Source organism: Arenibacter latericius DSM 15913 (assembly GCF_000424985.1).
GTDB classification, from domain to species: domain Bacteria; phylum Bacteroidota; class Bacteroidia; order Flavobacteriales; family Flavobacteriaceae; genus Arenibacter; species Arenibacter latericius.
In genome coordinates this window covers 61,171-79,467 of sequence record NZ_AUKX01000004.1, presented here as the reverse complement: position 1 = coordinate 79,467, position 18,297 = coordinate 61,171, and the positions used below count along the sequence as shown (strand labels likewise).

13 protein-coding genes are annotated in these 18,297 nt (G+C 36.9%); 10 read left to right on the top strand and 3 right to left on the bottom strand.

Going from position 1 to position 18,297, the window contains the following annotated elements; translation table 11 throughout:
- Window positions 1-156: 156 nt before the first annotated feature.
- Window positions 157-1,188, bottom strand: coding sequence for a WD40/YVTN/BNR-like repeat-containing protein (locus tag H344_RS0102715; protein WP_026808878.1), 1,032 nt, complete (start codon window positions 1,186-1,188; stop codon window positions 157-159).
- 72 nt (window positions 1,189-1,260) lie between these two features.
- Here H344_RS0102715 and H344_RS0102710 point away from each other — a divergent pair, with 72 nt between their 5' ends.
- The gene (locus H344_RS0102710; RefSeq protein ID WP_026808877.1) at window positions 1,261-2,478 is read left to right on the top strand and encodes an RsmB/NOP family class I SAM-dependent RNA methyltransferase; all 1,218 of its coding nucleotides are present in this window, start codon (window positions 1,261-1,263) and stop codon (window positions 2,476-2,478) included.
- A gap of 72 nt (window positions 2,479-2,550) precedes the next feature.
- On the opposite strand, the gene H344_RS0102705 is transcribed toward H344_RS0102710, so the two are convergent.
- A complete protein-coding gene (locus tag H344_RS0102705) occupies window positions 2,551-2,991 on the bottom strand; it encodes a hypothetical protein (RefSeq protein WP_026808876.1) in 441 nt (146 codons plus the stop codon).
- Between the two features lie 479 nt (window positions 2,992-3,470).
- On the opposite strand from H344_RS0102705, the gene H344_RS19625 reads away from it, so the two are divergent.
- The 4 genes from H344_RS19625 to H344_RS0102685 all read left to right on the top strand — a co-directional run bounded on the left by H344_RS19625 (window position 3,471) and on the right by H344_RS0102685 (window position 10,208).
- Complete coding sequence (locus H344_RS19625) at window positions 3,471-4,382, top strand: cation diffusion facilitator family transporter (RefSeq protein WP_051254069.1); 912 nt, start codon at window positions 3,471-3,473, stop codon at window positions 4,380-4,382.
- Window positions 4,383-4,612: 230 nt separating this feature from the next.
- Complete coding sequence (gene purL, locus H344_RS0102695) at window positions 4,613-8,281, top strand: phosphoribosylformylglycinamidine synthase (protein WP_026808875.1); 3,669 nt, start codon at window positions 4,613-4,615, stop codon at window positions 8,279-8,281.
- Between the two features lie 249 nt (window positions 8,282-8,530).
- Window positions 8,531-9,331 carry a class I SAM-dependent methyltransferase gene (locus H344_RS0102690; protein ID WP_026808874.1) on the top strand — a complete coding sequence of 267 codons (801 nt, stop codon included), beginning with the start codon at window positions 8,531-8,533 and terminating at the stop codon, window positions 9,329-9,331.
- A gap of 160 nt (window positions 9,332-9,491) precedes the next feature.
- The gene (locus tag H344_RS0102685; RefSeq protein ID WP_026808873.1) at window positions 9,492-10,208 is read left to right on the top strand and encodes an AAA family ATPase; all 717 of its coding nucleotides are present in this window, start codon (window positions 9,492-9,494) and stop codon (window positions 10,206-10,208) included.
- Window positions 10,209-10,345: 137 nt separating this feature from the next.
- Here H344_RS0102685 and H344_RS0102680 read toward each other — a convergent pair whose 3' ends face one another.
- A complete protein-coding gene (locus tag H344_RS0102680) occupies window positions 10,346-11,455 on the bottom strand; it encodes a glycoside hydrolase family 10 protein (protein ID WP_026808872.1) in 1,110 nt (369 codons plus the stop codon).
- A 325-nt stretch (window positions 11,456-11,780) separates the two neighbouring features.
- Here H344_RS0102680 and H344_RS0102675 point away from each other — a divergent pair, with 325 nt between their 5' ends.
- The 5 genes from H344_RS0102675 to H344_RS0102655 all read left to right on the top strand — a co-directional run bounded on the left by H344_RS0102675 (window position 11,781) and on the right by H344_RS0102655 (window position 18,205).
- On the top strand, window positions 11,781-13,553 hold the full coding sequence (locus H344_RS0102675) for an AMP-dependent synthetase/ligase (RefSeq protein ID WP_026808871.1): 1,773 nt from the start codon (window positions 11,781-11,783) through the stop codon (window positions 13,551-13,553).
- A 134-nt stretch (window positions 13,554-13,687) separates the two neighbouring features.
- Window positions 13,688-14,140 carry a MarR family winged helix-turn-helix transcriptional regulator gene (locus tag H344_RS0102670; RefSeq protein WP_026808870.1) on the top strand — a complete coding sequence of 151 codons (453 nt, stop codon included), beginning with the start codon at window positions 13,688-13,690 and terminating at the stop codon, window positions 14,138-14,140.
- Between the two features lie 12 nt (window positions 14,141-14,152).
- Window positions 14,153-16,558 carry a 3-hydroxyacyl-CoA dehydrogenase/enoyl-CoA hydratase family protein gene (locus H344_RS0102665; RefSeq protein WP_026808869.1) on the top strand — a complete coding sequence of 802 codons (2,406 nt, stop codon included), beginning with the start codon at window positions 14,153-14,155 and terminating at the stop codon, window positions 16,556-16,558.
- Window positions 16,559-16,601: 43 nt separating this feature from the next.
- Window positions 16,602-16,949, top strand: coding sequence for a four helix bundle protein (locus tag H344_RS0102660; protein WP_026808868.1), 348 nt, complete (start codon window positions 16,602-16,604; stop codon window positions 16,947-16,949).
- A 65-nt stretch (window positions 16,950-17,014) separates the two neighbouring features.
- On the top strand, window positions 17,015-18,205 hold the full coding sequence (locus H344_RS0102655) for an acetyl-CoA C-acyltransferase (protein ID WP_026808867.1): 1,191 nt from the start codon (window positions 17,015-17,017) through the stop codon (window positions 18,203-18,205).
- Window positions 18,206-18,297: the final 92 nt, after the last annotated feature.

Below are 18,297 nucleotides of genomic sequence, written 5' to 3'. Positions count from 1 at the left end.
AATAGTAATTTACGGTTTATAACTCGCATTATACAAAGATTACTTACAAGTTTGGGTTGATACCAACCTTTTTCACTAGGGGTAATTGAATCAATTAAATCACTCATAATAAGAGCTTATAATATAAATCAATTGCCCAAATACAAGTATTAATCCCTACTTAAACGTTAGTTTAGCTACTCTATTTTTCCCGGCAGCATAAGCAACGGAATCATTTAAAAAACGTATGGTATAGAAGGACTCATCGGAAAGCTGATTCCAGTTTTCTCCTCTATCATGAGAATAAGCAATACCATTAAATCCTATAGCAATAAGTCCTTGTCCATCTGAATTAGGCACAAACTGCACACAGCTTCTATAATCTGGCAATTGCCCACTAGCAACCAATTGCCATGTTTTTCCTCCATCTACGGTTACTGCCTTATTATTAAAATTACTATCAGGATCGGTATAGTCCCCACCAATTACGAATCCGATTTTTTCATCGTAGAAGTCCACCGAATATATTCCTTGAGTAGATTTTTCACTGAGAATTGGGGTTGCAATTACCTCCCATGAGATCCCTTTGTTTTCCGTATAATAAATATTACCCTTAGTAGTTGCTATCCAAGCCTTATCCCCAACAACCTTTATATTGGTATTACTAGCCGCAAATGCCCCCTCGCCTTCCTCAGCTTTAGGCAGGGATGAACATGGTACTTTGTTCCAACTGTTGCCACCATCTCGCGTAATAATTATAGACAAACAGCCGTCCATACTATCGCCAATAGCAATTCCTTCCCTATTGTTCCAAAAGGTCATAGAATCATAGAACACCTTTTCATCTTCCTCCTTATAAACCACCTCCATAGATCCAGAATCCCCTGTCTTATACAATAAGGCTGGGTTCGCTACTGAGAGCATAAAGAAGTCGGTAGAAGTATTCGCAATAGACCTAAATTCAGGGGTCAAGGTATCATATTGTTGTGTGTTCACTTTAGATTTACCGGTACGTAAATCAATTAATCCAAAAGCACCCTTATTAGCAGCAAAAGCTAAGCTACCTGCATCCATAAGTTCTATTGCCCTTATACTTAAAGAATCGGCTAAAATAGTTTCTACTTCTACCGAAGAAAAGACCTTTGAACCTTCCGTATTAGCACAAGAAACGAGTAGAAATAGTATAAAAGCGGGGATTAATCTAGTCATGCTCATAATTTTCACCAAAAATAATAGGAATAGCTTCTAATACAATACCTTTGCAATCTTAATTTTTTAAAAATGCGATTACATAGAAATCTAGTGTTTGCAGTTGTTGATGCCTTAAATTACATATTTAACGAAGGCGAATATGCAGACAAAGTAGTAGAAAAAGTATTAAAATACGATAAGCGCTGGGGTGCGCGAGATAGAGGCTTTATTGCCGAAACCACCTATGACATGGTTAGGTGGAAAAGATTATATGCAGAGATTGCCGATGTAAAAGCGCCCTATAGTAGGCCTAACTTGTTTAGAATGTTTGCTGTTTGGGCGGTACTAAAAGGCATTAAACTTCCAGATTGGAAACAATTAGAGCCAACTCCAGAAAGAAGGATTAAAGGTAGGTTTGATGAACTTTCTAAAATAAGAAAATACAGAGAATCGGTTCCAGATTGGATGGATGAGTTGGGAGCTAAAGCGTTGGGCGAAGATCTTTGGACTAAGGAAATTGCTGCATTAAACCAACAAGCAGATGTAATCTTAAGGGTAAATACCTTAAAGACCACCAAAAACGCTTTAAAAGACGCACTCCAAGAAGCAGGAATTGAAACCGAAGCCGTACGTGGATATCCAGAAGCTTTAAAATTAGTTGAACGAAGCAACGTATTTATTACTGAGCCTTTTAAAATGGGATGGTTTGAGGTGCAAGATGCCTCTTCTCAACTAGTAGCTCCATTTTTAGATATAAAGCCCGGACAGCGAGTGGTAGATACTTGTGCAGGTGCAGGAGGTAAAACCTTACATTTAGCAGCCTTAATGGAAAACAAAGGGCAGTTAATAGCCTTGGACATTTATGGCAATAAGCTTAAGGAGCTTAAAAGAAGGGCAAAAAGAGCTGGAGCCCACAATGTGGAAACTAGACAAATTGAAACCACTAAGGTAATTAAGAAATTATACGATACAGCAGACCGTGTGCTTATAGATGCTCCTTGTACAGGACTAGGAGTATTAAAAAGAAATCCGGATGCCAAATGGAAGTTGCAACCAGAGTTTCTTGATAAAATTATGGTTACCCAACAAGAAATATTACAGAGCTATAGTCGCATTGTTAAATCTGGCGGGAAGTTAGTTTATGCAACCTGCTCTATCTTACCTCAAGAAAATATTTTACAGGTAAAGAAATTTTTAAGTTCTGAAGCCGGAAAGGATTTTAATCTCGTAAAAGAATCTAAAATCTATTCCTCAAAAACAGGTTTTGATGGCTTCTATATGGCCCAGCTAGAAAAGAATCCTGCTTAAACATTATTAATACTAACAAACTATCCCCGATGCTCAACATCGGGGATAGTTTTTTGAGGTCTATTTATAGTTTTAGAGTCCAACCCTAATACTAGGCATTCTTATTCCGACTCCGGTACTAATTGTTGTTCTATTATATGGTCTACGATCACTATAATGAGCATTATTGTAGTAATAAAAAGAAGCGTGACTGTGATAATGTCTACTGTGGTGGCAATGAGAATCACAATGTTGCCTATGCTCGGCATAAGCATCCCTTTTCCCTTTTAGATAAGCCCTGTAGGCCCTTCTGTCTCTCTTTTTTAAATTTCGCTCATATTCTTTCTGATCTTCCCAAAATTCCTCCTCCTCATCTTCATCTAAGTTTTGAGTTTGCTCATATTTTGCATCTTCAATAGCGCGTTGTTCGTAATAAGAAAGGTCTTTGTTTTTAGTAGTTTTTTCTTTTTGGGCAAACAAACACACAGATACAATCAACAAGCCAAATAACGGTAGGTATTTTATTCTCTTCATAGTTTTAATGTTTTATTCGAACATTTTAGTCCGAAGCTATGGTTCAAGAATAAAACAATCATAAGATGATTTACCCTACTTTAAATCACTGTTTTTTTATTTGATTAAAAAAATACTTCTTAGTAGACATTTACATTAGCAAAAAAAAATTATTAATTTATAAATTTGATTAATAGAAGTTTACATGAGCGCACATAAAGCAAAGCTTAATATTGTTTTGTAGTGGTCGGATAAGCTAACCTTACCCTTGTTTAGTTCATTTTGTAACGTTATAGCGATAGAATTACTGTAAGAAATAATCAGTTCAGAAATCATATCCACTTAAAATCTAGAGTCCATTACTGTTAGACTATCCATCTAGGCTTAAAGAGATCTATACAATAAATTGACATAAACTTGTGGAACCTCGGAATGTTACTAATTAAATGGAGACTTTGATTTTAGTCCATTATCTTTATGGTTTCAAAAAAGCCTCAGATTTGAAGAACGAAAATACAGCCATACAAACCATATACTTCAGTATAGCTGCAAGCACCTTTTTAGCGATTATTAAGGGGTTGGCTGGCTTTTTCGGAAACTCCTATGCTCTTATAGCCGATGCTATAGAGTCTACTACGGATATTTTTTCTTCCCTTCTAGTTCTTTTCGGGTTAAAATATGCTAAAAGACCTGCCGATGAAAACCACCCCTATGGACATGGAAAAATAGAACCTTTAATTACCTTTTTAGTAGTTGGTTTTTTATTGTTATCTGCTACTTTAATCGCATATAATAGCATCCAAAACATACAAACCCCACACCTACCTCCTAAACCGTGGACTTTATTAATACTTGGAGGAATAATAATATGGAAAGAAACTTCTTTTCGTCTCGTATTAAAGAAAAGTATAGAGACCAATAGCTCCTCCTTAAAAGCAGATGCTTGGCACCATAGAAGCGATGCTATAACCTCAGTAATGGCTTTTGTTGGCATTACTATTTCCTTGTTACTAGGAGATGGCTATGAAACTGCTGATGATTGGGCTGCATTATTTGCAGCAGGATTTATTGTTTATAATAGCTATTTAATATTCCGTCCGGCACTTGGGGAAGTCATGGACGAACACCTTTACGATGATCTTATTGAAGAAATAAGACAGGTATCTATTCATGTAGACGGAGTTTTAGGAACCGAAAAGTGCTTTGTAAGAAAGGCTGGGACCAAGTATCATGTAGATCTTCATGCTCTAGTAAACGGCGATATTACGGTCTATGAAGGTCATGCTATATCACATAAATTAAAAGATACCCTGATAAGGAAAATCCCCAACTTAGAGCATGTTTTAATTCACATAGAACCCAAATCACACACCTCAAATATAAGCAGAACCAACTCTAATAAAACCTATTAATCATCTTAATGTAAACTAAAGGTTTAATATAATTTCAAAGACGTATTTAATTACATCTCTACATAAAATGATAATAATAAACCATTTAAAGACGCTTTAAACCACCTCAAAATACAACTGCTCAAAAGCAATTAACAAATACAACTAAAAACTGTTCACTATTCTCCTTAAAAATTACAGTTTAAAACCGTAAATTTGTGGCTTTCTTAATCATACAATTTATAAACTAGATGATTCATTTCTTCGGAGACCTCGACACCAAAGTATTTGCGGTACAAACCAAGCAAGATCTGTTACAGGAAGATGTTTTAAAGCTTAGTTGGTTATTTGGCAATCAACCTAAGATAATTGCGGCGTCTTTAGACGCCTTTTTTGTTGGGCCTAGGGCTGCAATGATTACACCATGGAGTACTAATGCCACGGAAATCACCCAAAATATGGGTATTTCTGGGATAATTAGAATTGAGGAGTTTGTTGCTTCAACCAAGGAGTTTAAAGACTACGACCCTATGTTGTCACAAAAATATAGCTCACTCCATCAGGATATTTTTAAGGTAGATGTAGCGCCTGCTCCCATCCAAGAGATTGAAGATATTGCTGCATATAATGAACAGGAAGGCCTTGCCCTTAATGAAGAGGAAGTGGACTACCTAAAAGAAGTGTCTAAAAAGATAGGACGTAAATTAACCGATTCCGAAGTTTTTGGATTTAGTCAAGTAAATTCAGAACACTGTAGACATAAGATATTTAATGGCACCTTTATCATTGATGGGGAGGAAAAACCTGCTTCTCTTTTCCAGCTGATTAAAAAGACTTCAAAAGAAAATCCAGGAGATATAGTATCTGCTTATAAAGATAACGTTGCCTTTATTAAGGGTCCAAAAGCGGTTCAGTTTGCTCCTAAAACAGCAGATAAGCCCGATTTTTATCAAGAAAAGGATTTTGACTCTGTTATTTCACTAAAAGCAGAAACTCACAACTTCCCTACTACTGTAGAACCTTTTAGTGGTGCTGCTACCGGTGCAGGAGGTGAAATTCGCGACCGTCTGGCAGGAGGGAAAGGCTCTTTACCATTGGCAGGAACTGCAGTTTATATGACTGCCTATTCTCGTTTAGAGGAGAATAGACCATGGGAAAAGGCTATGAAGGAAAGAGATTGGCTATACCAAACCCCAATGGATATCTTAATTAAAGCATCTAATGGAGCATCAGACTTTGGAAACAAATTTGGTCAGCCTTTAATAGCTGGTTCAGTACTTACCTTTGAACACGATGAAAATGACCGCAAGTTAGGGTATGACAAAGTGATTATGCAAGCCGGAGGAATTGGGTATGGCAAAGCCAGTCAGGCAATAAAAGAAGAGCCCAAAGCTGGAGATAAGATTGTAATCCTAGGTGGCGATAATTATCGTATTGGGATGGGTGGAGCTGCTGTTTCTAGTGCAGATACTGGTGCATTTGGATCTGCTATAGAACTGAATGCCATACAACGTTCCAATCCAGAAATGCAAAAAAGAGCTGCCAATGCTATCAGAGGGATGGTAGAAGCAGAACACAACTCAATAGTATCTATTCACGATCATGGGGCTGGCGGACATTTAAATTGTCTTTCCGAACTAGTAGAAGATACTGGTGGGAAAATCGATTTGGACAAGCTTCCTGTTGGTGACCCTACCTTATCGGCTAAGGAAACTATAGGGAACGAATCCCAGGAACGTATGGGCTTAGTAATAGGCAAACAAGATATAGAAACGCTACAAAGAATTGCAGATAGGGAAAGATCGCCAATGTATAAAGTAGGTGATGTAACTGGAGACAAGCGTTTCACCTTTGAGTCGGCCACTACAGGAGAAAAACCAATGGATTTAGACCTATCTGATATGTTCGGGAGCTCTCCAAAAACCATCATGACAGATACTACGGTAAAAAGAGAATACAGCGCCCCTGCTTATTCTTTGGAGCACTTTCATGAATATTTAGAAAACGTACTTCAATTAGAAGCTGTAGCATCTAAAGATTGGCTTACCAATAAGGTAGACCGATGTGTTGGAGGGAAAGTAGCTAAACAACAGTGCGTAGGTTCACTACAATTGCCTTTAAACAACTGTGGAGTAATGGCGTTGGATTATAAAGGGAAGGAAGGAATTGCCACTTCTATTGGCCACTCTCCTATTTCTGGACTTATTGACCCTTCAGCAGGGAGTAAAAATAGTATCGCTGAGGCGTTGACCAATATCGTATGGGCCCCATTAAAAGATGGACTTTCTTCGGTATCGCTTTCTGCCAACTGGATGTGGCCTTGTAATAATGAAGGGGAGGATGCCAGATTATATGAAGCTGTTTCAGCGGTTTCTGATTTTTCTATAGAATTGGGAATCAACGTTCCTACTGGGAAAGATTCACTTTCCATGAAGCAACGTTATAAAAACGACGAGGTAATCGCCCCAGGAACGGTAATTATCTCCGCTGCTGCCAACTGTAACGATATTAATAAGGTAGTTGAGCCCGTTTTACAAAAAAATGGAGGAGATATTTATTATATCAACTTATCAGAAGACAGTCATAAATTAGGAGGATCTTCTTTTGCTCAAGTTTTCAATACTATTGGAAACGAAGCCCCTTCAGTACTCAATGCTAAAAACTTTAAGAACACATTCAATACGATTCAGAAATTAATCGAAGAAGACAAAATTCTTGCAGGACATGATGTTGCTTCTGGTGGATTAATCACAACTCTTTTAGAGCTTTGTTTTGCTGATCAAAATCTAGGTGCTAAATTAGATTTATCCCCTATAAAAGAGTCAGACACCATTAAATTGTTGTTTGCTGAAAACTCTGGAATCGTTTTTCAAGCTAAGGATGCATCTGTAGAAGCAATCCTTAAAGAAGCCGGAGTTACCTTTTACAATATTGGTTCCGTTTCTGAGGAAGCTACCCTTACCCTCAAAAACAATGAGGTGGAAATGGGTCTAAATATAGAGTCCTTAAGAGATACTTGGTTTAAGACATCTTATCTTTTAGATCAGCAGCAAACCGCTAATAATCTTGCTAAAGACCGATATGAAAATTATAAGAATCAGCCTTTAAACTATACTTTCCCAGCGAATTTTAATGGTAAAATGCCAGAAAAGCCTGCTGCTGAGAATAGACCAAAAGCGGCTATTCTAAGGGAAAAAGGAAGTAACTCTGAGCGTGAAATGGCAAATGCCATGTTTTTAGCTGGTTTTGATGTTAAGGACGTACATATGACCGATTTAATATCCGGTAGAGAAACCTTAGAGGATATTCAATTTATTGGCGCTGTAGGCGGATTCTCTAACTCCGATGTATTAGGAAGTGCTAAAGGATGGGCAGGAGCATTTAAGTACAACGAAAAGGCCAATAAAGCATTAAAGAATTTCTTTTCTAGACCTGATACACTTTCTGTGGGAATTTGTAATGGGTGTCAATTGTTTATGGAGTTGGAGCTTATAAATCCAGAGCATTCGGAGCATGGGAAACTCACCTATAACAATTCTAAAAAACACGAAAGTGGGTTTACTTCTGTAAAAATCCAGAAAAACAACTCGGTAATGCTATCCTCTTTGGAAGGCGCCAACCTTGGAGTATGGATTTCTCACGGAGAAGGGAAGTTTAGATTACCTCTATCCCAAGACAATTATCAAATTGTAGCCAATTATGGTTATGAAGGATATCCTGCCAACCCCAATGGAAGTGATTATAACACGGCCATGATGTGTGATAAGACAGGACGCCATTTGGTAACTATGCCTCATATAGAGCGGTCCATATTCCAATGGAACTGGCCGCACTACCCTAAGGATAGAAAAGATGAAGTATCTCCTTGGTTAGAAGCATTTGTAAACGCCAGAAAATGGATAGAGAAAAACAGTAAATAATGGCATTTTGTCAATATTAAACTAAATTACCCCGTTGGATTTTGCCTTCGGGGTAATTTGTTTTTAGAGCTTAGTTAAGTTTATTCCATTAAGGTAGATTTACCTATTAAAAAAATGGTGTCCTAAATTATTGCTGCTCGAAAAATGATTACTTTTAATAAATTTCAACTTGTCACTTCTAGGATTTAAGGAAGTTAAAAGACCCTATACATGCAATGTTATTATCTATAAAATCTAACAGCTTGCAAATTGAAAAAAGCAAATAACTATAAGGCTATAAATAGAGCATCTTGGAATAACCGAGTAGAAGCACATTTAAACTCGGCTTTCTATGACCTTGATGGTTTTCTAAATGGAAAATCATCTTTAAATAAAATAGAACTAGACCTTTTACCCGATGTGAAAGGGAAAAGCATTCTTCATCTACAGTGTCACTTTGGACAGGATACTATTTCCCTAAGTCGTTTAGGGGCAATAACCACAGGTGTAGATTTGTCTGACAAAGCAATTGAGGCTGCCAAGAAAATTGCCACTGATACAAACTCCAATGCCACTTTTATATGTTGCGACATTTATGATTTACCAAAATATTTAAATCAACAATTTGATATTGTTTTTACAAGCTATGGAACAATTGGGTGGTTACCTGATTTGATGGAATGGTCAAAAATAGTATCCCAATTTCTAAAACCTGGGGGAGAGTTTGTCTTCGTAGAATTTCATCCAACAGTATGGATGTTTGATGATGATTTTAAGAAGATAGCTTACAATTACTTCAACTCAGGAGCAATTATTGAAACAGAACAGGGAACTTACGCCGACAAAGATGCAGAAATTGAACAGGAGTATGTAATGTGGAACCATAGTTTGAGTGAAGTGATTAATAATTTAATTTTAGCAGGACTAGAAATAAAATCCTTCGAGGAATTTGATTATTCACCCTACAACTGTTTTAATCATACTGTAGAAATTGAACCAGGGAAATTTAGGATAAAACATTTGGAGAATAAGATTCCAATGGTTTATGCCTTAGTTGCAACTAAAAAATAACCCCTCGCTATAATATATAGATTGTCACACATAATTTCTTCCCCAAATCATTACTGAATACTCTTTTTAATGAAACCTATCAAGTTGGCCCATAAAATACAGGGTTTTAAATATCTTTGAAGAATACTATCCATTGCATAAAAATTACTCAAAAGACGTTATGGGAATATATGACTTAATGATAAAATCTAAGGAAATAGAGCTTCCCCTAGATCAAATACATTTCAGCCAAGAAAACAAAGACATCCTAAATCAGTTATTAAACGAGTTTAAGCATTTTGAAGCATTAAAACAGTACGATTTACCCATAGACAATAAGATTCTCTTACACGGGCATACAGGCTGTGGAAAAACAGCTACGGCAAAAGCAATCGCTAAAAGACTGAACAAGGATATTATTATTCTTAATCTTGGAGGAATTGTATCCTCTAGATTAGGAGAAACCTCAAAAAATGTCTCCAATATCTTCCAAAAAGCCAGTAGAGATAAATCCGTCTTATTTATTGATGAATTCGATTTTCTAGGGAAACTAAGGGATTATGACGATAAAGATTCCGGAGAAATGAAACGCCTGGTAAATACGGTCATCCAATTGATAGATTACCTTTCAAATGACACCTTACTTATTGCTGCAACGAACCATATTGAAATAATTGACAAAGCCATTTTAAGGCGATTTCAGTTAAGGTTAAAATTTGAACTTCCGTCTAAAAAAGAGCTAGATAGTTATTACGATGAATTGCTAAACAGGTATCCAGAACAACTCCGACATATTGCAAGGAAGTATGACATTTCCTATGCCGAAGCCCAGGATATTATCCATACGGAAGTAAAAAAACTAATAATTGAAAGGGAAGAACAGAAGGAACAAAATTAATTTGGAAGGTTAAATCCCCGCAAAGAGGATAACTATATTTCCAGTATCACAAAAAAGTCCGTTCTCCTGTTTCCAGGTCCAACGGACTTTTTTACATTTCTCATATCCTTTAAAAAAGGGCAATAATAGTACTCCTTTTATTTTTTAGAATAATTAGCATAAATTGCTTTCTCAAAGGCCACCCAGTGCTCTGCTGTCATTCTTTCTGGTGTAAACAAGCAAATTCCGGTAGCTCCGTTTTCAATAGATCCTCTAATAGCGGTTTCTATTTCGGATGGCAACAATCCGTGATTCTCAGGATCGTTTTCTTCAGTTTTATTCTCTGGATTAGGACAGATAAACAAACCGCTATAAATAGGCTTTTGATTATTTACGGCTGCCACTTCTTCTTTAGTAACCTCCCCTACCCATTCTGGGCCTTTTAGGTAAAAATCATTATAGTTCATAGGGTAAATAGCATCTAGATTCCATTTATCCCATTCTTGTCTAACCAATTTCTTGGAAATACTAGGACCAGGAAAAACTGCTGCATTTATTTTCTTTCCTTTCTTGTGAACTACATCTGCGATACCGTTTACTACATCTGTAATTAAATTATATCTAAATTGTTTCCATTCTGCTACTTTAGATGGATCTTCTACTTCCTTGATATCGATGCCAGACACTTCCTTAAAATCTGCCACACAATCGTCGCAATAGCAATAGTCTGCAGGAGCATACTCCTCATCCATCACCAATCCGTATTTATCCCAAAGCCCCTCTGCTAAAATTACATCAGGAAAACGTATATAGTCTAAATGGATGCCATCTACTTCTTCCACAGAAGCGATATTACCATACAATTCGGCTAAAAACTGATGCGTACCTGGTTTATTTGGACAAAGAAATTTGTAATAAGGAACATAAACAGGTTTATCAAATGCAGATTCCCCATTCCTGTTAATAGCGTAAAGTTCTGGCGCCAACTTAGGATTATCACCTTGAACCATGGTAGGTACCCAGGTATGGAATTCGAGTCCGGCTTCTTTCACTAATTTACCTACTCTTTCATAAGTTTTAGGATCCTGACCTCCGTTATACATTAATCCGTCTATCCCCTTTTCTTTATAATCCTTAAATGTAGCTAACAACTCCTGGTCGGTAGCTTCTCCTGGTCCTCCGGTCCATGCAAAGACAGGAATTTTAGATTTTTCCGCGCAAGAGTACAGATTAAAAATAATGACGATGGCGGCAATAATTTTTTTCATTTGTGTTTTTTAATGGGTTAATAAAGTAACATTATTACGAAAGGTCAAAATAATCAAAATTATAGCTATAACAGAAATGGAATCTTCTATATTTTAATTATTTCTTCAAGTATGGAAACTTAACGATTTCTATTCTATTTTTATAGATTTCATATGGAAAACGAAGCTTATAGCGTACCAATCTCGCTATCTTTATCAATAAGAATATTGGGTAATTTGCGGTTAATAATGTAATTTCAACAATTATTGTTATCAAAATATATAAAAGTCATTTTATTATACCGTTCCGTTTTCTTAATTTGGCAATTCGATTAGCTCAAAAAATATGCAAGAAATTACCCGCCTTTTTGATTTCCCCTATTATCAATTGGAGAAATACAACTTAAAAAAATCATTGGTAACCAAATATGATGGGAAATGGGTTTCCATCTCTACCCAGGAATATGTCGATAAAGCCAATCAAATTAGTCGCGCTTTATTACGCTTAGGAGTAAAACCAAATGATAAGATTGCTGTGATCTCCATGAGCAATAGAACAGAGTGGAATATAATGGACATTGGGATACTTCAACTTGGAGCCCAAAATGTACCTATTTACCCTACTATATCTGAAGATGATTATGAGTACGTACTTAATCATTCGGAAGCTTCTTATTGCTTTGTTTCTTGCGAGGAGGTTTATAACAAAGTGGCTGCAGTTAGAGAAAACACCCCTCATTTAAAAGAAGTTTTTTCTTTTGATCAATTAGATTGTTGTAAGAACTGGAGTGAAATCTTAGCCATCGGAGAAGATACCTCTAATCAATCCGAAGTAGATGCACTTAAGAATGCGGTAAAGCCCCACGATCTAGCTACCTTAATATACACCTCTGGAACCACAGGAAAGCCAAAGGGAGTTATGTTAACTCATGACAATGTTGTAAGCAATGCTATTGAAAGCTCTAAAAAGTTTTCTCTAGATGCGGGAGATACCAATGCGCTTAGCTTTCTACCCTTATGCCATATTTATGAACGCATGATTATTTATCTCTATCAATATAGAGGAGTAAGTATTCATTATGCAGAATCAATAGATAAAATTAGTGACAACATAAAGGAGGTTTCTCCCTATGTTATGACTGCTGTTCCTAGGGTATTAGAAAAGGTGTACGACTCTATTATTGCAAAAGGAGCAGCCTTAACAGGTTTAAAGAAGATGATTTTCTTCTGGGCTGTAGAAGTCGGATTAAAATATGAACCATACGGTCAGAATGGATGGTGGTACGAAAAGAAGTTATCACTTGCACGTAAACTAGTTTTCAGTAAATGGAAAGAAGGTTTGGGTGGGAAATTAAGCTTTATAGCTTCTGGTAGCGCCGCTTTACAGCCAAGGTTAGCAAGAATCTTCAATGCTGCAGAATTAGGAGTAATGGAAGGGTATGGACTTACAGAAACCTCCCCAGTAATTGCCGTTAATGATATGCGTGATGGCGGATTTAGAATTGGTACTGTAGGTAAGTTAATAGATCGTACAGAGGTGAAAATAGCTGAAGATGGAGAAATATGTGTAAAAGGTCCCCAAGTGATGCTAGGATATTATAAAGACAAGGAGAAAACAGATGAGGCTTTAAAAGATGGTTTTTTTCATACTGGAGATATAGGAGAAATAGATTCGGACGGGTTTCTAAAGATTACTGATAGAAAGAAGGAAATGTTTAAGACATCTGGTGGTAAGTATGTGGCTCCTCAGTTATTGGAAAACAGATTTAAACAATCCCGATTTATAGAACAGATTATGGTGATTGGGGAAGGCGAAAAAATGCCTGCTGCACTAATTCAGCCCGACTTCGATTTTATCCGTAATTGGGCTAAAATTCACAATATTGAATTAGGAGATAATAAAGACCTCGTTACAAACGAAAAAGTATTGGCTCGCTACCAAGAAGAGGTAGACCTTGCTAATGAAAATTTTGCTAAATGGGAAAAAGTAAAGCAGTTTAGACTAACCCCAGATTCATGGACTATAGAAGAAGGACACGTTACCCCAACCTTAAAATTAAAAAGGAAAGTAATTAGAGAAAAGTATAAGAATCTCTACAACGATATTTACGGACATTAAACCAAACCTCATTATCCAATAACAATCAGCTCCTTACAACAATAAGGAGCTTTTTTTTGCCTTTATTTTTTTTACTAAATTTATTATGCATGCATAATAAATTTTCTTATCTTTGGAATTCTCGCATCAAATAAATGAAAGACACAACAATAGATTATGCGTTACGAGCCACTTGGCAAGCAGTAACAAAAATGTACAACGAGGAGGCTAAAAAATTTGGAAGCACCATGGCCGTCGGATTTACACTTTTAAGTATAGACCCTAAAACAGGAACCCCTTCTACAGCTTTAGGGCCTAAAATGGGTATGGAAGCTACTAGTTTATCTAGAATTCTAAAGAGCATGGAACAAAAGGGATTAATAGTTCGCAAACCCAATCCTAATGATGGTAGAGGTGTACTAATTCACTTAACTGATTTTGGGCGTGAAAAAAGAAACGATTCTAAAGCCGTTGTCCTTAGATTTAATGAGGCCATAAAATCTCAAGTTTCCGAAGAGCAACTAAATTCCTTTTTTGAGGTAACCGAGCTAATAAATCACTTAGTCACCGAAAAGAAAATTTACAATAAAAAGTCCATAACCAATTAATAATATATTTTAATGAAAAAGCATATTAAAAAGATAGCAGTTATAGGCTCCGGTATCATGGGAAGTGGTATCGCCTGTCACTTTGCCAACATAGGAGTAGAAGTTTTACTGCTAGATATTGTACCACGAGAACTTACAGATAAAGAGAAAGCTAGCGGACTTACTTTAGACGACAAGGCTGTACGCAATAGATTGGTAAACGAATCCCTAATGACAGCGTTAAAGTCTAAACCCTCCCCTATTTATCACCAAAAGTTTGCCCAGCGAATAACCACTGGTAATCTTGAAGATGATATTGCTAAAGTTGGCGATGTAGATTGGATTATTGAGGTGGTTGTAGAACGATTGGATATCAAAAAACAGGTATTCGAAAACCTAGAAAAATACAGAAAGCCCGGAACTTTAATCACTTCTAATACTTCTGGTATTCCTATAAAATTTATGAGTGAAGGTAGAAGTGAGGATTTCCAGAAGCATTTCTGTGGAACCCACTTTTTTAACCCTGCTCGGTATTTAAAATTATTCGAAATTATTCCAGGACCAAAAACTTCCCCTGAAGTAATTGAATTCCTCAATGGATACGGCGAACAGTTTTTAGGGAAAACCTCGGTTATAGCCAAAGACACCCCTGCTTTTATTGGAAACCGAGTAGGAATATTTGGAATACAAAGCCTTTTCCATATGGTTAAGGAAATGGGACTTACGGTTGAAGAAGTAGATAAATTAACTGGTCCCGTTATCGGTCGACCTAAGTCGGCCACTTTTCGTACAGTAGATGTGGTTGGCTTGGATACCCTAGTGCATGTTGCCAATGGTATTAATGAAAACTGTCCTAATGATGAGCGGCATGAGCTGTTTAAATTACCAGATTTCATCAATACAATAATGGAAAACAAATGGTTAGGAAGTAAAACAGGTCAAGGTTTTTACAAAAAGATAAAGAATGCTGATGGCTCTAGTGAGATAAAAACATTAGACCTCAATACTATGGAGTATAGGGCTAACAAAAGGGCAAGTTTTGCCACTTTAGAGCTTACCAAAACCATAGATAAGGTAATAGACCGTTATAAGGTATTAGTTGGAGGTAAAGATAAAGCTGGCGAGTTCTATAGAAAAAGCTTTGCAGCCCTATTTGCTTATGTCTCTAACCGAATCCCTGAAATAGCAGATGACCTCTATAAAATTGATGATGCTATGAAGGCTGGCTTTGGATGGGAACACGGACCATTTCAGATTTGGGATGCTATAGGCGTTGAAAAGGGATTAGAAATGATAAAAAATGAAGGGCTAGAGGCTGCTTCATGGGTATCGGAAATGCTTGCAACCGATAATAAGTCGTTTTATAAGGTTAAAGATGGAGCTACCTATTTCTATAATATCCCCACTAAAACATCAGAAAAAGTACCTGGTCAGGATGCATTTATTATCCTAGATAATATTCGCAAATCTAAAGAAGTATTTAAAAACAGCGGTGTAGTAGTAGAAGATCTAGGTGACGGTATTCTAAATGTAGAATTCCAATCCAAAATGAATACCATTGGCGGCGATGTACTAGCCGGACTTAATAAGGCTATCGATCTCGCTGAAAAGGATTTCCAAGGCCTGGTTGTTGGTAACCAAGCCCCCAATTTCTCCGTTGGAGCCAATATTGGGATGATTTTTATGATGGCGGTAGAACAGGAATATGATGAGTTGAATATGGCTATCAAGATGTTCCAAGACACGATGATGCGAATGAGATATTCTGCAATTCCTACCATATCGGCACCCCATGGGATGACATTAGGTGGTGGTTGTGAGCTATCCCTTCATGCAGATAAAGTGGTTGCCGCAGCAGAAACCTATATTGGACTAGTAGAATTTGGTGTAGGAGTTATCCCTGGTGGGGGTGGTTCTAAAGAATTTGCCCTACGTGCTCAGGATACCTTTAAGAAAAACGACGTAGAACTAAACGTTTTACAAGAGTACTTCCTAACTATAGGAATGGCAAAAGTTTCCACTTCCGCTTATGAAGCTTACGACCTTGGAATATTACAACACGGAAAGGATATTGTTGTAGTTAATAAAGACCGACAAATAGCAACTGCTAAAGCACATGCTAAATTAATGGCAGAAGCAGGATACACTCAGCCAATTAAGCGTAAGGATATTAAGGTACTTGGAAAACAAGCATTGGGAATGTTCTTAGTAGGTACAGATGCTATGGAAGACAGTAATTATATAAGTGAACACGATAAGAAAATTGCCAATAAGCTAGCCTATGTTATGGCAGGAGGTGATTTATCTGAACCTACACTAGTATCCGAACAGTATTTATTGGATTTAGAAAGGGAAGCCTTTTTATCTCTTTGTACAGAAAGAAAAACCCTTGAAAGAATTCAGCATATGTTAAAGACAGGTAAGCCGTTGAGAAATTAATAGCTTTAGTATTGAGATATTAGTATTGAGTAGTTAGACAGAAATGCATAAAGTAGAAGGTTTAAAAATTTGGAGAAAGGCTATGGATTTAACGAAATCTATCTATCAACTTGTAACTGAGTTGCCTTCTGATGAAAAATACGGACTAAAATCTCAAATAAAAAGGTGTTCAATTTCTATACCTTCAAATATTTCAGAAGGTGCTGGAAGAAACTCCAATAAAGAATTTAAACACTTTTTGTCAATTGCAAATGGATCTACCTATGAACTACAAACACAATTAATTCTATTGTGGGAGTTAAATATAATATCAAAAGAAAAAGTACAACCCATTATTGAACAATGCATTGAAATTCAGAAAATGAATTATTCATTTCAAAAAACATTATAAATCACCTTATAAATCTCCAACACTAAAATCTCAATACTCATATCTAAATACTCAATACTAAAATCATGAAAACAGCATATATAGTAAAAGCATATAGAACAGCGGTAGGGAAAGCACCAAAAGGCGTCTTCCGCTTTAAACGTACCGATGAATTGGCAGCAGAAACCATAGAATATATGATGAAGGAGTTGCCACAACTAGATAAAAAACGCATAGATGACGTTATTGTAGGTAATGCTATGCCTGAAGGTTCTCAGGGGCTTAATATGGCGCGACTTATCTCATTAATGGGATTAGACATCGTTGACGTCCCTGGAGTTACCGTAAACCGATTTTGTGCTTCTGGAATAGAAACTATAGGAGTAGCAACTGCAAAGATTCAAGCTGGTATGGCCGACTGTATTATTGCAGGGGGTGCGGAAAGCATGAGTGCGGTACCGATGACTGGCTATAAAACAGAACTTAATTACGACTTGGCCAAATCTGGACATGAAGATTATTACTGGGGCATGGGGAATACGGCAGAAGCCGTTGCTAAGCAGTTTAAGGTGTCTAGGGAGGATCAGGACGAGTTTGCCTACCATTCCCATATGAAAGCCTTAAAAGCTCAGGCAGAAGACCGCTTCCAAAGTCAGATTGTACCAATAGACGTAGAGCAGATTTATATAGATGAGAACGGAAAAAAAGCGACCAAAAATTATACCGTAACAAAAGATGAAGGTCCGCGTAAAGGCACTAGTTTAGAGGCTTTAGCCAAACTTCGGCCTGTATTTGCTGCTGGGGGTAGCGTAACTGCTGGAAATTCTTCTCAGATGAGTGATGGTGCTGCCTTTGTAATGGTAATGAGCGAAGAAATGGTAAAAGAATTAAACTTAGAACCTATTGCCAGACTAGTAAATTATGCAGCAGCGGGTGTAGAACCTCGTATAATGGGAATTGGGCCTGTAAAAGCCATCCCTAAAGCCCTAAAGCAAGCAGGATTAAAGCAAGAAGATGTGGAGTTAATTGAACTTAATGAAGCATTTGCCTCTCAATCTATAGCAGTTATTAGGGAGTTAAACCTTAATCCTGATATTGTAAACGTTAATGGAGGAGCCATTGCTCTGGGTCACCCATTAGGATGTACAGGAGCCAAACTCTCCGTTCAGTTATTCGATGAAATGAGAAAGCGAGATATGAAAGGGAAATATGGCATGGTAACCATGTGTGTAGGAACCGGACAAGGAGCTGCAGGGATTTACGAGTTCTTAAACTAACGGATAGACACTTAAAAAAATAAAATTATCAATCAATTACCGCTCTCACTTAGTGAGTAAAATAAATAACGTTAAACTTTAAAAACGCCCGT